The organism is Klebsiella quasivariicola, from assembly GCF_002269255.1.
Lineage (GTDB): Bacteria > Pseudomonadota > Gammaproteobacteria > Enterobacterales > Enterobacteriaceae > Klebsiella > Klebsiella quasivariicola.
Window position 1 is genome coordinate 24,417 of sequence record NZ_CP022826.1, and the last position, 13,959, is coordinate 38,375.

At 54.6% G+C, this 13,959-nt stretch carries 23 protein-coding genes; 21 read left to right on the forward strand and 2 right to left on the reverse strand.

Annotated features, from left to right (window positions below):
- Positions 1–13: 13 nt before the first annotated feature.
- Entirely contained in the window at positions 14–1,288 is a 1,275-nt protein-coding gene (locus B8P98_RS30060; protein WP_004206895.1) for a type II toxin-antitoxin system RelB/DinJ family antitoxin, read from the reverse strand.
- 527 nt (positions 1,289–1,815) lie between these two features.
- Here B8P98_RS30060 and B8P98_RS30065 point away from each other — a divergent pair.
- Genes B8P98_RS30065 through B8P98_RS30075 form a run of 3 tightly spaced genes read left to right on the forward strand, consistent with a single transcriptional unit; the run spans position 1,816 to position 3,137 of the window.
- Positions 1,816–2,172 carry a hypothetical protein gene (locus tag B8P98_RS30065; protein ID WP_004206896.1) on the forward strand — a complete coding sequence of 119 codons (357 nt, stop codon included), beginning with the start codon at positions 1,816–1,818 and terminating at the stop codon, positions 2,170–2,172.
- Complete coding sequence (locus B8P98_RS30070) at positions 2,150–2,728, forward strand: hypothetical protein (RefSeq protein WP_015062853.1); 579 nt, start codon at positions 2,150–2,152, stop codon at positions 2,726–2,728. Before B8P98_RS30065 ends, B8P98_RS30070 begins: the two co-directional genes overlap by 23 nt.
- 1 nt (position 2,729) lies before the next feature.
- A complete protein-coding gene (locus tag B8P98_RS30075) occupies positions 2,730–3,137 on the forward strand; it encodes a hypothetical protein (RefSeq protein WP_004206898.1) in 408 nt (135 codons plus the stop codon).
- Positions 3,138–3,289: 152 nt separating this feature from the next.
- On the opposite strand, the gene B8P98_RS30080 is transcribed toward B8P98_RS30075, so the two are convergent.
- Entirely contained in the window at positions 3,290–3,835 is a 546-nt protein-coding gene (locus B8P98_RS30080) for a hypothetical protein (RefSeq protein ID WP_004206899.1), read from the reverse strand.
- A 140-nt stretch (positions 3,836–3,975) separates the two neighbouring features.
- On the opposite strand from B8P98_RS30080, the gene B8P98_RS30085 reads away from it, so the two are divergent.
- The 18 genes from B8P98_RS30085 (at position 3,976) to B8P98_RS30170 (ending at position 13,952) form a co-directional block, all read left to right on the forward strand.
- Positions 3,976–4,446, forward strand: coding sequence for a hypothetical protein (locus B8P98_RS30085; protein WP_004206900.1), 471 nt, complete (start codon positions 3,976–3,978; stop codon positions 4,444–4,446).
- Positions 4,433–4,681: a helix-turn-helix domain-containing protein gene (locus B8P98_RS30090; RefSeq protein ID WP_004187394.1), complete on the forward strand. Its 249-nt coding sequence runs from the start codon at positions 4,433–4,435 to the stop codon at positions 4,679–4,681. Before B8P98_RS30085 ends, B8P98_RS30090 begins: the two co-directional genes overlap by 14 nt.
- A complete protein-coding gene (locus B8P98_RS30095; protein ID WP_004206901.1) occupies positions 4,674–5,261 on the forward strand; it encodes a restriction endonuclease in 588 nt (195 codons plus the stop codon). Before B8P98_RS30090 ends, B8P98_RS30095 begins: the two co-directional genes overlap by 8 nt.
- A complete protein-coding gene (locus B8P98_RS30100) occupies positions 5,258–5,743 on the forward strand; it encodes a hypothetical protein (protein WP_004187390.1) in 486 nt (161 codons plus the stop codon). Before B8P98_RS30095 ends, B8P98_RS30100 begins: the two co-directional genes overlap by 4 nt.
- A 41-nt stretch (positions 5,744–5,784) precedes the next feature.
- On the forward strand, positions 5,785–5,988 hold the full coding sequence (locus B8P98_RS30105; RefSeq protein ID WP_020316874.1) for a hypothetical protein: 204 nt from the start codon (positions 5,785–5,787) through the stop codon (positions 5,986–5,988).
- Between the two features lie 81 nt (positions 5,989–6,069).
- On the forward strand, positions 6,070–6,747 hold the full coding sequence (locus B8P98_RS30110) for a tyrosine-type recombinase/integrase (RefSeq protein WP_015586039.1): 678 nt from the start codon (positions 6,070–6,072) through the stop codon (positions 6,745–6,747).
- A gap of 240 nt (positions 6,748–6,987) precedes the next feature.
- Positions 6,988–7,962 (forward strand): plasmid segregation protein ParM, encoded by a 975-nt coding sequence (locus B8P98_RS30115; RefSeq protein WP_004206903.1) that lies wholly within the window; start codon positions 6,988–6,990, stop codon positions 7,960–7,962.
- Between the two features lie 2 nt (positions 7,963–7,964).
- Entirely contained in the window at positions 7,965–8,408 is a 444-nt protein-coding gene (locus tag B8P98_RS30120) for a plasmid partitioning/stability family protein (RefSeq protein WP_004206904.1), read from the forward strand.
- Positions 8,409–8,417: 9 nt separating this feature from the next.
- Positions 8,418–8,981 carry a phospholipase D family nuclease gene (locus B8P98_RS30125; RefSeq protein WP_004187378.1) on the forward strand — a complete coding sequence of 188 codons (564 nt, stop codon included), beginning with the start codon at positions 8,418–8,420 and terminating at the stop codon, positions 8,979–8,981.
- Positions 8,982–9,359: 378 nt separating this feature from the next.
- Positions 9,360–9,605 (forward strand): hypothetical protein, encoded by a 246-nt coding sequence (locus tag B8P98_RS30130; protein ID WP_004206905.1) that lies wholly within the window; start codon positions 9,360–9,362, stop codon positions 9,603–9,605.
- Positions 9,598–10,077: a helix-turn-helix domain-containing protein gene (locus B8P98_RS30135; protein ID WP_004206906.1), complete on the forward strand. Its 480-nt coding sequence runs from the start codon at positions 9,598–9,600 to the stop codon at positions 10,075–10,077. Before B8P98_RS30130 ends, B8P98_RS30135 begins: the two co-directional genes overlap by 8 nt.
- 28 nt (positions 10,078–10,105) lie before the next feature.
- Positions 10,106–10,516, forward strand: a complete 411-nt coding sequence (locus B8P98_RS30140) for a hypothetical protein (RefSeq protein WP_004206907.1) — start codon at positions 10,106–10,108, stop codon at positions 10,514–10,516.
- A gap of 117 nt (positions 10,517–10,633) precedes the next feature.
- Entirely contained in the window at positions 10,634–10,897 is a 264-nt protein-coding gene (locus tag B8P98_RS30145) for a hypothetical protein (protein WP_004206908.1), read from the forward strand.
- 21 nt (positions 10,898–10,918) lie between these two features.
- Entirely contained in the window at positions 10,919–11,281 is a 363-nt protein-coding gene (locus B8P98_RS30150) for a DUF3085 domain-containing protein (protein ID WP_004206909.1), read from the forward strand.
- Between the two features lie 121 nt (positions 11,282–11,402).
- Positions 11,403–11,852, forward strand: coding sequence for a JAB domain-containing protein (locus B8P98_RS30155; RefSeq protein ID WP_004206910.1), 450 nt, complete (start codon positions 11,403–11,405; stop codon positions 11,850–11,852).
- Between the two features lie 44 nt (positions 11,853–11,896).
- Positions 11,897–12,163: a helix-turn-helix domain-containing protein gene (locus B8P98_RS30160; RefSeq protein WP_004187367.1), complete on the forward strand. Its 267-nt coding sequence runs from the start codon at positions 11,897–11,899 to the stop codon at positions 12,161–12,163.
- Between the two features lie 676 nt (positions 12,164–12,839).
- A complete protein-coding gene (locus tag B8P98_RS30165; protein WP_004187364.1) occupies positions 12,840–13,019 on the forward strand; it encodes a hypothetical protein in 180 nt (59 codons plus the stop codon).
- 72 nt (positions 13,020–13,091) lie between these two features.
- Positions 13,092–13,952, forward strand: coding sequence for a DUF4942 domain-containing protein (locus tag B8P98_RS30170; RefSeq protein WP_004206911.1), 861 nt, complete (start codon positions 13,092–13,094; stop codon positions 13,950–13,952).
- The last annotated feature ends 7 nt before the right edge of the window (positions 13,953–13,959 follow it).

Sequence of the window (13,959 nt, forward strand, 5' to 3'; positions counted from 1 at the left end):
TATGCTCCCGGCCCTAATCCTGCCCCGGCCGTGCCGGCTGGATTTGACGCAGTATTGTTGTTGCCTGCCATCCCGTAAACCCGAAGGTATCGGCCAGTTCGCCGGGCAGTGACGCGGCCAGGCGCGGCAGTTCGTCCGGGGATTCATTGTGAAAGACAAAACTGACCCCCTCATCCCTGATGCGCGACATCAACATTGCAATAAGCCGGTGCGGTCCCTCATGGCTGGCGTATTCCGTGACCTTTTCAGTAAACCGCCGGGGATTGCTGCAGCTGATACCCCGGTCGGCCAGGAACGCCAGAAAGCGCTGCAGGAAACCGGGGAGATCCCTGGCGGTCAGGGCGGGTTTCAGCACCGCTTCTGCCTGGGCCTGTGTGAAGCCAAACGCCGCCGCCAGCTCAGGGGAAAAGTCCGGCGTGTCAGCGCTGGCCTCAAAAATGACGCCATCGTTTATGGCCTGCTGCATGTCCGGGGGCATATTCCCGATCATATTTTCACGCACGCCCCATGCACGGCCGGCGCTTTCGGTCAGTCTCTGCGGATCGCTGCAGCTGACGCCCCGCTCCGCCAGGAACGTCAGGAAACGCTGCAGGACGGCGGCGCCGATCTCGCCGGAGACGGGCGCTTCCCCGGAGGGATAGAAGACCCTGACGTTGGTGTTATCCAGTAAGGCCTGTTCAGCGCCGGCGCCGGACCCGGTGCTTTTTCCGCTCCGCCAGGCCGTATTATTTCGACTGACGATGGCAGGATCGACATGTTCGCTGTCCACGATGCTGTTAATGAACGTCACTGACTGTTCTTCGCTGAAATCAAAGTCGCGCTGTAACAGGGACAGCAGCCTGTCATGCCAGTCATCTTTCACGCGACTGGCGGCATTAACCATGAACGTGACGTTCAGTACACCGGCCAGTAAACAGGCAGCCTGGTCGGCCACATACAGGCTGAAGTACTCCAGTACCGCCTGTTCAAATGCAGCGGGATCGCAGCAGACCACTTCCACAGCTCCCAGCGACTGCAGAAACCGCCGGGTGTTTTCGGTCACAGCGTCGGCGGGATTGAGGGCGATGGCGCGGCCGCGCTGTGACTGGATGTCAAATGTGACGATACGCTCCGTGACGGGCATCCGGCCGTGATCGGCGATGAAGCGGTAAAGCTGCTCCACTGCTTCCGTGGCGGTCATGCCCATTGCCTCCAGACGCAGTTCGGCGCGTTTCTTCAGCTGCTCATCGAGACGCACGGTCAGCTGGGCGTTTTTGGCCCGCTTTTTACGTTCAAAAAAACCGGTCATGCTCCTTCCTTTTTGTACAGTCATTTGGCTTTACATAATGTACAGCCATTTGTACCGCACTTTTGCGCGCGGGACCACATTTTTTCACCGTTGCGGTTTAGCGGTATTCTCCGCAGCGCCGCCACTTATCCACCGTTTCTGTGGATAACGCTATATGTAGTGGCTCCGTCAGCTGAGAACGGCACAAGATATGGTGCCCGCGCACGGCAACCGTGCGACCGTCCCCCTGCCTTCCTCTCCCTGTTGATTTCGCTTTTTTCGGTATTTACGTTTTTTCCGCAATGGCGGCACCGGCGAAAAGGTATTTTCCGGTGGTTGCAGGCGTAAAAGTCACAAGGTGAAAAGATAAGGGGGCGAATCATCCGGCGGGGTAAATCGTGCGGTCGTCATGCAGCGTGATGATTACCGGTGTGTCGCTTCATTGAATTAGCTTTTAGTGCTAAATCTAAATATTTATAATATACGCATGAAACCTAATTTATTAGAGTATGGTTATTCAGTAAACAACGGCAAGCGGAGTGAACGGGATGGAATATGAAGCGTACAAGGTTCGCGGCTACGGCTTCGGACTGAAGAAAGAGATCACCGGCGTGCTGGGTCGTTACCCCACGCAGGAAGAGGCGCAGAAGGTCGCGGACGACTACACGCAGGCCTGCCTGCGGGATAACCTGCCGGACAGTTACGATATGGGCATGGTCCGGCCGGTCGCTGCCGGCGAACCTGCTGCCCTCGATCCGGACGTGTTTCGCGGTCCGGGCGCGCCGTTCCTGATGGATGCCGGCCAGATAACCACGGGTCACACGGTATGCCTGGGCAAAGCAGCGGATGGAAAACGGTTTTATTTTGGCGGGGAGCATTCCGATGGCCACCAAACATATAAATGATGAGCTCTGGAATCGCATTGAGGCGCTGACCGTCAAAGCGAACACCATGCATGGGCTGCTGCGGCCGATTAAAGAGGCTGAAGTACTGCATCTTGTCCTGCAGCGTGGCCTGGAGCTGCTTACGGACGACGATCTGCTGCAGCTGGGCAAGTACCGGCGGCCGATTGGATTCGTGCTGCGTCGGCCGGGCATGGAGATGCTGAAGCTGGATACTCTGAGTATGGCTGACGCCGCTACTATCCTCATGCGCAGCGGACCGGCAACGCTGTGCATCTGGAGTCGTGACGATATCCTGCGTCAGGCCGGTGAAGATGTGATCCGCGAACGACTGCCGGATGCAGCCCTGCTGTCGGAGGGGGATGACCGGGCCCGGTTCCAGACGCTGCTGCCCGGATTCTGGAACGCCGCGCACCGGGGGGAAACGGCCGTGATTTCCCTGCGGGCTGACAGTGCGGATTACGCGATTGCGCGTATAACCGATCTGATGTGTGAAGCCCTACTGGGTTATAAAGGGCAGCGGGCCTGGCGGCCAGCTGAAGACGAACAGGGGGAATAACATGGTGACTCAGCCTATGGTGCTTCTGGGCGCGGTACACCCCGTAGCGGGTTATCTCTTCCTGGAAGTGATCCCTGACAGTGAGGTTGGCTTCGTTGATATATATCAGCTGACCGACCGTCTTTATGTTGGCGATTATCTGGTCATTAACAATCCGGAATGGCGGCGGCGTGAACCTGCATTTGACGGCCGGCCGTGGGATGAATGGGTGATCCGTGAACACCTGTCCCGCATAGACTGGTATTCGAATGACACCATTCTGAGGTTATGTCAGAGGCACAATCTGTCATGTGCTGACCTGCAAAAGTGGGGAGAAAACGTGGCACGCTGGAAGGATGTACCGGTGATGGTAGCGCGTGAAGAAGACGACGTGTCCATCACACTTCTTTCAGGGTTTACAGATAACTGATGATGCATACACAAAAGGCGTCCAACTGGTGAGGAAGGGCGCCTTTTAATTATAGACCTTTTTATTACTTAACTTTCTGTCGGAGTAAACGGAAAATTAATCTGTTAATCACTGCGAGTATAAATCCCCGATAAGCGTGGTGCAACGCCCTATCAGAAGTAACCGCCGGTGGTTGAATCCAGTGCCCTGAACAGGCTGTCCTGGGCTGCTTCCAGCAGACGACCTGGCAGACGGAGTTCATTCACGCGGTAACTCTGCCCGGTCTGTGTGGTCACTGTGAGGTAATACTGATCGTCAAACTGCTGACCGGCACCGATATGCACGATGGTGGCCGTGTCGATCCAGCACAGGTTTGTGCCTTCCGCGTCCTCAAGTGGTTTGATTCGGCCTTTCAGCCACTTCTGCGGGCGACCCGGCCGGCATTTGATCGTGATGCCGTGCTTATAGCCGCGGGTTCTGGCCACAAAGGCCGCTATTTTATCTTTATCCAGTTCCTGCGCCGGGGTGAGCTTACTGAAACTGGACGGAGAGAAGTTATACTGCAATTCTTCAAACAGGTTCAGGTACGTGGCTTCATCATCCAGATTGTCCCCGCGTTCTTTCAGCATGGAGCCCCAGATCCTCTCCATTTCGCCCTTCAGCGCCAGTTTAACCGCCTCAAATTCTTCCTGATGTTCATCGTAGTAGTTGATATCCATCGTGTCTCCTGTTGTGTTTATGGCGAATTTGCGGAATTAATATACATAAAAAATGTTCAAATATGAACATTTTCAGGCTATAAATACAGGCAGATTATAACAGGCCAGTCCACCAGGATTCGGCCAGGAGCTGAGTACGCATGATAAAGAAACCACTTATTGCCGGCATCATGCTGGTTGTGGCGCACACCGCCGGCGCTGCGCAGGGTGATGATACCAATCTGCAGCAGATTTATACCGAGGCGGGCATTCAGGGGATATGCAGCGCCGGGATGCTGGCTGTGCCGGAAGGGGCCAGGGATGAAGTTGTCCCGCAGAACGTCAGACACCTCCTGGTTCAGTGTGCCTATTTCGACGAGCAGCAGTTGCGCCGGCGTGCCGGCCTGCCGGCTCAGACATTTAGCCACTGGCGTGACCGCAATGCGGTCCTTAATCTGTCGTCTGACCAGGTATCTGATGCGCTCTGGCTGTCAGCGTGGCGTGATTTCCGGGCACAACTGGCCTCGGCCTACCCGGCCCCGGCGGAAAAAAGGCACAGGGGAAAGAGGCCGTACCCGCCGGCACGAAGCCCGGCACTGAGCATGGGAGTGCGGCGGATTGACCGGCTTTGACTTGATCCTGTGGCGACGGGGCCTGAACTGGACCCAGGAACGCGCCGCGGCTGAGCTCGGTATCAGCCGTACCAGCCTGGTAAAATATGAGGACGGTGAGACAGTACCCCGGACCATACAACTTGCCACCGTCGCGCTGACGCTGAAAGCGGAATGGCCCACCCTGAAAACCATGAGCAAAGACAGGCTGCTGCGGCAGCTGAAGTATGAAGTGCTGAGGATCGATAATGAATGAGTCCATCCATGTTGTCGGCTCTTTTATCCTTGCGGGTATCCTGCTGTATGGCCTCTGGCTGGGTACACGGCGACGCCGGCGCCGGCACGAACGGAAACAGGCCAGCGCGGTACGTGTGATCGATAAAATTAATACGTTTCCGCATTTCGGGCAGAAAATTGCCTATCTGCGCAAGATTGACCCGTTTGTGTTCGAAGAGCTGCTGCTTGAAGGCTTTGAACGCCGAGGCTTTGAAGTGATCCGTAACCGCCGGTATACCGGTGACGGCGGGATTGATGGCCGTGTGAAGATTGATGGCCAGACCTGGCTTATCCAGGCCAAACGCTATACCAGCTATATTGCCGTTGGCCACGTCCGTGACTTCAGCGACCTGCTGAACGCCACCGGTGCCCGCGGTTTTTTCTGCCATACCGGCAAAACGCGCGAAGGAACCAAATCGCTCATTCGCGGAGACAGCCGTATGATCCTGGTCAGTGGCCAGAAGCTGCTAGACCTTATTGCCACCGATGCGCCGTTTATCCCGTATCCGGGATACCGGCCACCGGCCGAAATGGTTCAACCTGAACAGGAGACAACATGAAATTCAAAGGATACGTCGCCGCCCTGCCGGCACTGTTGCTGACAGGGTGCGCCATGCTCCCCGGACAGCCCACCGATTATGACCGCTTCTGTAACGTCTCAGGCATCGCCAGCCACGGCGAAACCTACCGTGTCAGTGACAGCCAGGATTTCTGGTTAACCCCGAACGGCCGCTATCTCAGCCAGGCTGAGTACAGCAGTCCGGCTGATACGCTTCAGAAACTGACGGGTGTGGTCAGTGGTGAAGATCCTGACCAGGTGCGGAAGAACGCCGTCAGGGTAAGGGTGTTCCGCGTCGAGAGTGAAAACAGCCATAAAGGTGCGTGCCTGCCTGTGCGTTATGACGATAATGGCGCACAGCGTAAAATGGATTCACTGACTAACGGCCGCCGTATGGTGGTATTCAGTGAAGATGAAGGTCAGTCTGGTCAGCAGATTTACAACAAAAGTCGTGGTACAGGATTCAGTTACAGGTTGTTATGAGTGGATTGAAAGGCCGCCGAATCAGCGCGGATATGTTTGCTATGATGTTAAAAGTACCTGTCGGGGAGCTGGTTTTTGCAGCCCGACACAACCAGCCGCTACACGGACAGGCGCTACCTCCTTACGGGATCGGCGGCGGGAAAAGCTGGAGCTCGACCGCCTCCACCCGCAGTATGACGTTTGATATGCAGGATGCGGTCGATTTCAGCGAGAAATTTCATAAAATTCAGTCGCCTGACGGCTGATTAGCGGATTTTAAAAAATTGAACACTTTCCCCCTGCAAATTTCTCAGAATTCACGTAGCGACGCCATCGGGACCGGGCGCGTGACATATGCCTACTTCGATTATGCCGATGCGCTGGCGCTGCGGGAGATGGCCAGCCAGGCTGATTTACCCAAATACCTGCTGGCCCCGGAGGTGTCGGTGTTTCTGCGGTATGTGCCAGACCTGCGCCAGCAGGTCCTTTTCGATACCCTCTGGAACACGGGCGCGCGTATTAATGAGGCGCTGGCGCTGACCGGCGCCAGCTTTCAGCTTGACGGTTCCCGGCCGTTTGTCCGGCTGAAGACGCTTAAACAGCGTCAGCGTGGCCGCGGCAGGCCGGGCAAGGATGAGGAGGTGTTCCGTCTTGTTCCTCTGACCGATCCTCAATATGTCAGGAAGGTGCGTGAATTTCTGACCACCCTGCGTATTGGTAAACAGCAGCTGCTCTGGCCGGTGCAGAGTGATAACACGCCGCGTAACTGGATCAGGAAGGCACTGGACCTCGCAAAACGTGACTCTGTCACTTTTAGTATCCCTGTTACCTGCCACACGTTCCGTCACAGCTTCTGTATGCACCTGATCCAGCATGGGGTTCCGCTGAAAGTTGTACAGGCCTATGCCGGGCATTCCCGGCTGGAAACCACAGAAACCTACACGCGCGTGTTTGCGCTCGATGTCGGCCGTCAGTATGGCGTCCGGTTCAGCCTGCCAGACAGTCATCTAACGCTTCCGGAATAATCCGTATTCATCCCTGTTATTTCCTTATAAATCTAAAATAATCTCTCATATTTCTATATTAGGCCGTTTTGAGGACGGCCTGACCGTCTTTTGTTGATTTTTATTCGGTATTTTTCTGTATTTTTCTATATTGGTGCATCATTTTGTCTTTACACGTCAGCAGGGATGCGTAATAATCCATTTGAAAGCTGTATTTTTCCTGATTTCTACGGTTTTTTTCTAAATAATGTGAGGTTCAAAATGCGTATTTTTGTTGACGACGGTTCCACCAACATCAAACTGGCATGGATGGAAGATGGTGCGGTCAAAACGTTGATCAGTCCGAACAGCTTCAAGCCCGAATGGTCCATGACGTTGCTGACAGATTCATCAGTGCCGGCTTCCGCCAACTATGAAATTGACGGGGAAAAGTACAGCTTTGACCAGCTGAGCCCGGATGCCGTGCGCACCACGGAAACCCGCTATCAGTACAGTGATGTGAATGTCGTCGCTATCCACCATGCCCTGATGCAGTCCGGCATTGAACCGCAGCCGGTTGATGTTGTGGTGACGCTGCCGCTGGGCGAGTACCTGGATGAAAACGATCAGCCTAATATGGCCAACATCGAGCGGAAAAAAGCGAACGTGAAGCGCGCGGTGGCCGTTCAGGGGCGTGAGAGCTTTACCGTGCGTAAAGTCAGCGTACTGCCAGAGTCGGTCCCTGCAGGCTTCAGTGTGCTGAAGGATCTGGACGATCTGGACTCCCTGCTGATTGTGGATATCGGTGGAACCACGCTGGATATCGCGCACGTTCGCAGCAAAATGTCCGGCTTCACCAAGACGCATTGCGATCCTAAAACCGGTGTATCCATCATCACCGAAGCCGTAAAACATGCACTGGATACCAGCGTGAGCACCCGTACCAGTTCGTATTTTGCCGACCGTCTGATCCAGGCGCGAAATGACGAAACGTTTCTTTCCCGTTACCTCCAGAATGCTGACCAGCGGGCCCAGGTGATGAAGGTACTGCATGAGCGGGAAAAAGCCCTGACGCACCGTGTCACCGATTCAGTTGGCCGCTTTGCCGGTTTCACGCACGTCATGGTTGTCGGTGGCGGCGCCAGCCTGGTCGCCGGCGCAGTGAAGCAGGCCACGGGGGTGAGTGAAGATCGTTTCTTCGTCAGTGATAACCCGCAATTCGATCTGGTTCTGGGTATGGTGGCAATGAAGGGCTGAGTATGACTGATAACCGTAAGTGCTCGTTTTATATCTACCCGGAGCGCAATGCGGCGGACCGGGTAGCTGACGGCTTTCTTGAGAAACTGCCTCAGAAAGAGCGTGGCCGCGCGATGCGCGCCATGATGCTCTGTGGTGCTGCGTTGATGAAGCAGGACGAACGCCTGCCGTTCCTGATCGCTGAATTTCTGACGGAGAGCACCTCGATGCAGGATATTCAGCGGATCATCAGCAGTACGCTGCCGCAGCAGGATACAGGAGAGATGGCGCGTCTGGTTGAGGCGTTTCTGCAGGCCACCGGCGGTGGCAGCAATACGGTGTCGCCGGCAGGCGGCGCTGCGCCGGAAAACAGTCCCGCCGTGACTCCCGAACCGGCAGCACCGGAGGATAGGAATCTGGAAGAAACCCGTAAGAACGTCCAGCATCTGTTCCCGGATGATGATTAAGGGGGCAGCGTGAAAAAATATGTGCTGTTAACCCTGACCCTCATCGCCGGCGCCGTGGCAGCAAACCCGGTAACAGCGGCCGGCAATATTGCCGGCGATGTCCAGGCGCAAGCTGCGACTGAAGTGAAAACCGGGTTTTCACCCGGCGGGACCGCATTAAATCTGGTTCTGGATTCAATCGACCACGCGCAGCATGAGATTCTGGTTGCCGCGTACAGCCTGACCAGTCGTCCTGTTGCCGGCGCGTTGCGTGCCGCAAAAAAACGGGGCGTATCGGTGGTGGTGGTGGCCGATCGCAAAGCGAACGACAACCGGTACACCGAAGTGAACTTTCTGGCCAATAACCGCGTGGCGGTGCGGATCAACGATAACTACGAGGCCATGCATGATAAATTCATGGTCTTTGACCGCCGCGCCGTCTTGACCGGATCGTTTAACTTCAGCGCCAGTGCAGACAGTCGTAATGCGGAAAATGTGGTGCTGATCAGCGGCGCGCCTGCAGTAACTGAAGCCTACGTGAACGAGTTTTCCCGTTTATGGGGCGAAGGAAAGGACGTGGCCCCACGGTACTGACCTACAGCAGCGGCAGAAACTCTGCCGCCTGATTTTTAACTTGATTTATATGGCTCATTCGTCGTATTATCAAGGCTCATTTTTCGGTAGCGCCCCGACTGGCGAAGGAGTAAAACCATGCAATCATTCCCCCTGTTCGTTTCCCGTGTCGTACCTGTGATCACCCTGAGCCATTGCCTGCGGCAGCGGCGCTGGTCCCTGCACAACACGCCATGCCAGATTGACCTGAGATCAGGTTGTCACCTGCGCTCACAGCCTTTCGGCACGCTATCCAGACGGGAAATAAGCGACCGGCCACCGGCTATGCCCCGCGGTTACTGGTTCAGGCAATGCAGCCGGGATGTCATGTTAACGGGGCGCATCGATCAGGCAGATCCTATGAAACAGGTCTATTACAACGAAGGCTGGAGCGGTCCGAACAAGTATACGTTTGAAGTTTATCAGCTGGAGAACGGGCGTTACCGGGCGCTGGCCCGCAAATGGAATGGCAAAATCAACAAGGTGCAGCAGGAAACGCAGTACCTGTCTGATACGCGGGAGGGGCTGAAGCACCAGGACTATCCCCGCACGCGCCAGGTGAAAATTTTTCTGAATTCAGACTTCTGGGAGAAGGGTAATGATTAAGATGGTTAGCGTCGTTCCGCAGCCGGAAACAGTGAAGACGCTCCGTGAAAAAATGGGCATGACTGAAACCGCATTAGGGGCTGTCATGGGGTACGAACTGCGCGCCTGGCAGCGTAAGGAAGCTATCAGCGACGATCTCAGCCAGTACAACAAGACCAGTCTTCGCCCAGGCGAATATAACATGCTGATGCTGATCGCCGGCGTGCATCCTGATTACCGCCTGAACAGGACGTTCAGCCCGGATGATATGGTTAAAGAGCCCGCCACGGCCGAAGACGTTCGCCGCCTGCGTCAGGCGCTGGGGCTAAAACACGCTGAAATTGCAGCGCTGTTTGGCTATAAACCGGCGTCATGGCAGACCAAAGAAAAGGCTGCTCAGCGCGGCGTAAAGCTCAAGACCGGGGAATTCAATTTCCTGTTACTTCTGGCCGGTGAGCATCCGTCACTGCAGCTGGTTGAGAAGGCGAAATAAGGCCCGCGGCGACCAGAGAGGACCCTTTATGATCACCACACGCCGAATGTTAATGCTGTATGCCTGCCTTGTGCCCGTAGCCCTGACAGGGTGTGATCTGGCTGATTATTTCCCGAATGTGCCACAGCCCGTGCCCGTGATTTCGCCCGGCTATCAGGTTGATATCGATGGCCACCCGGTCCGAATATCAGGATTTGATGACTGCCCGCGGGAAAAAGATGAAGCCCGGCACGCAGCTGCACAAGATGAGAAAGGCTGCATTGTGCTGTCTGCAGAGCGTTCCGAGGTGAAGGTCAGACTGTATCAGCCAGCCGGCGCCGTCACCGAAACCTGGCGGATCATCCGGGAAAAAGACGCACGCCAGAACGATATTATTCGCCTGCAGCGCCCGAACGGTGCGCTTGTGATGCAAAATTTACAGGGGAAAGAGTCTCCTTAAATCAGGAAAATAACAAAATTAACTTGATTTATATGGCTCATTAGACGTATAATAATTACATCGAAAGGCAATCCGGTCTTTCGACGGTAGCGCCCCGACCGGCGCAGGAGTCACCTTATGACTGCTCTCAATTCTCAGCAACAGGCTGATGTTGCCCGCTATATCCGGGAACATGGCAATAAAACCGTTATTTCCCCTGAATGGTCACTTATTTATTTCTCGCTGTGTCAGTGTGAATTACATCAATCGCATGAAGCCATTATTTTTCATAATGGCCGACCTGCAGGGCTATTTCTTCTGAATGAAACAGGCGAGCTCACCGAATTATATCTGCTGGGGTCGCTTTCTGACATTCTCACCGCCGCTGCGGTCAACAAATAGCTTTCAGGGAGTAAATACACTATGACCATGCAATCAGAACTTGTTTTTACTGATCCTATGCTCAACGTCGTTATTGCTGAAGTTAAGCGTTTTAATTGCCCACTTCTTTTTGTCAAAGATCATGGCGTGTATGTGATGGCGGCGAAAGGTGAGAAAAACAGTAATGGGATGCACAATGTCTGTTACGCCAATGGTTTCAATCCGGATACAACGGATTTTGACGAGCTCTGGGACCGGATGCGTGATGCCTGTGGCGGAGATGATTTTTGCGAATCCCTGGACCTCGATCCGAGGTCGATTGAACTTCTCAGCCGTACCAAACCCTGCCTGAAAATAATGCTTTCAGAGACGGAACTGGAAGTTATTGCAGGGGGACAGAAATAAACCATAAAAGCCCGTTAAATCGGGCTTTTTTATATATCACTGTATTTACATCTAGGACAAAATGTCCTATTATATATTTGTGGCCGGGCATGGTGCTCAGGTCCCCTAACGAGGGAAATATATGAAATTTTCAGCAGAAGAACTCAACATTATCCGCCAGGCGGACGCCATTATTGCCGGTAAAATTACCACAACGGATTTTATCACCGGCGCCGACGCCGCGCGTTCCTTACTGCGGTTTCGTCTTGCTGCAGAACCACGCGAATCATTCTGCGCGTTCTTTCTTAACTGCCACAACGGCGTGATTGCGTTTGAAGAACTGTTTAAGGGAACTATCAGCAGCGTCACCGTTCATCCGCGTATCGTCCTGCAACGCGCCCTGCATCATAATGCCGCCGCCGTGGTACTGGCGCATAACCATCCTTCCGCTAACACTGCACCCAGCCAGGCTGACAAGCTGATCACCGAGCGTCTGGCGCAGGTGCTGGGGATGGTTGATGTCAAAGTCCTCGATCACCTGATTGTGGGCGGCAGCGATATTTACTCTTTTGCTGAACATGGTCTGATTTGATAACCGCGGCCGCACAGTGGTGCGGCCGGCTCTGGAGGCTTGCTATGGGCAATAAATATACCGTGCCGCTTAACGTGGGCGCGATCCGCGAAAGCTGTTTCCGTCCCGCTGATAAATGGACCCCGCCGACGGGGGATGAACTCCGCTATCTGCTGGAAAATGTGCTCAACCTGAGTCAGGAGGGGCTGGCGCGACATGTTGGCGTGAACGGCAGAACGGTGCGCCGCTGGGTGAACGGAGAAAGTGACATCGCGTATTCCGTCTGGTGCGTCCTTTGCATCGATGCCGGCTTACCGCCGATCTGGAAATAGCAGCGCAAAACACCGACGCGCAAACGTGCTTCCTGAACGTATCGGATATCTGGCCGGGGCTGAAGGCTGACGCGGTGGTTGCCGCCTGCAGGGCAATACGGGCATCGAACCCGTATTGCCCTGAAACGCGCTGAGCCGCTCTCTGGGCGCGCATTTAAAAAAACTGTACCCATCATCGTTTTTATGACTTTGACGAGTCCTGCCCCCTATTCTGGCTCTTTCTGATGTGATCCCGCCCTGGTGTCTGCCAGTTACTTAATTTTGACGCCCGCACAGCGTGTCTTCCCTGTTCATTTCTGCTCAGTTGCCGGCGTTTTCTGGCAGGCCTGCCGTACTAAAACACCTCTGGGCCCCTTCGGCTCCTGCCCGTCGGGCAGTCGTCAGCCACACTCCGCTAGCCAGGCAAAGCCTGGCAGCTCCGCCGAACCCCCTGCGGGGTTTCGGGCTATCGCTAGTGTCTGATGCCTGAACCCCTGCACCATGCCGGCAAAGCACCTTCATCGGGCTGATGGGGATCTGAAAAGCAAAATTTACAGGGAAAGGAGTCCAGGAAAAAACAAAGAAAATTAATCAGATAACGCTTGATTGTTATGGCTCATTAGACGTATAATAATCACATCGAAAGGCAATGAGGCTTTTCGCGGTAGCGCCCCGACTGGCGCAGGAGTAACAAATTATGAGTAAAGCACTGACCCCCTCCCAGCTTAAAGCTGAACTGGAAACGCAGAAAGATGCGCTGCTGAAGGCGTGCCTGTATGCCCTCAACGAAATCCCTAACCGTCGTTTAAGTGGCCCGTATGCGTCCACGTATGCGCTGGCCGAGCAGGTCAGTAAACTGCTTCAGCGCTGCAAATAATCATTGATGGGCTGGCATTGCCAGCCCTGTTCACCCCTTACGGTAGCGCCCCGCATGGCGCAGGAGTCTGAAATGTCATCTGAAAAAACTCTCCCGTCGGTCGATCTGATGTCCTGCCAGCATGGCGGTGAAGTGATCCCGTCTATTGCTATTGAGCGCATTATCTCGTTGCGGAATGAAGGTATTCGCGTCTATCTCGACGGCATAGACAAGCTGCGAAAAGCGCGCGATCTGATGCAGCAGGCCGGAGGCTGTCAGTACCTGTATGACTACGACAAAGCCGTAGAGAGCGCGATCAAATGGAGCGACACCAGACCAGACCAGGCCGAAACGGCTATTTCCCGCGTTATCGACGGAAAAATCTGGGATCGGCTGATGTCGGAAACCGGCATGTATACGCTGATGAGCAACAAACAACGTCAGGAATGGGATCGGCAGGTGGCAGGCGAAGAAATGCCGCCGATAACGCTGGAGAACGTTATGAGTACGTTCCGGCACCTGAACGCAAGCAAGGCCGATACTTTCACGCAAGGGCTGATTGATATCTTTAAATCCCTGTCGTGGGATTATAAAACCAATAATCCCTGCATGTTTGGCAAGCGTATCATCATCGCGCCGTTGCTCGATGTCTGGCGCAGTGGCTGGGTGCGCTTCAGCTCAGACGGGCACACCAAAATTGACGATCTGGCGCGGCCGTTCTACGTGCTGGACGGGCGTAACGTGCCTGATTACCGCGTTTCTGACGGTGCCAAACTGGATGCCTTTTTCAGTGAAAACCAGTTCAACGGTAAGGTGTTCGAGTGTGATTACTTCAGCGTGCGATATTACAAAAAGGGCAGCGCCCACATTACGTTTAAACGCCCGGAGCTGGTTGAGAAGATCAATAATCTGGTTGCCAGTCACTATCCCGGAATGTTACCCCCTCGCGTGTAATGCAGAT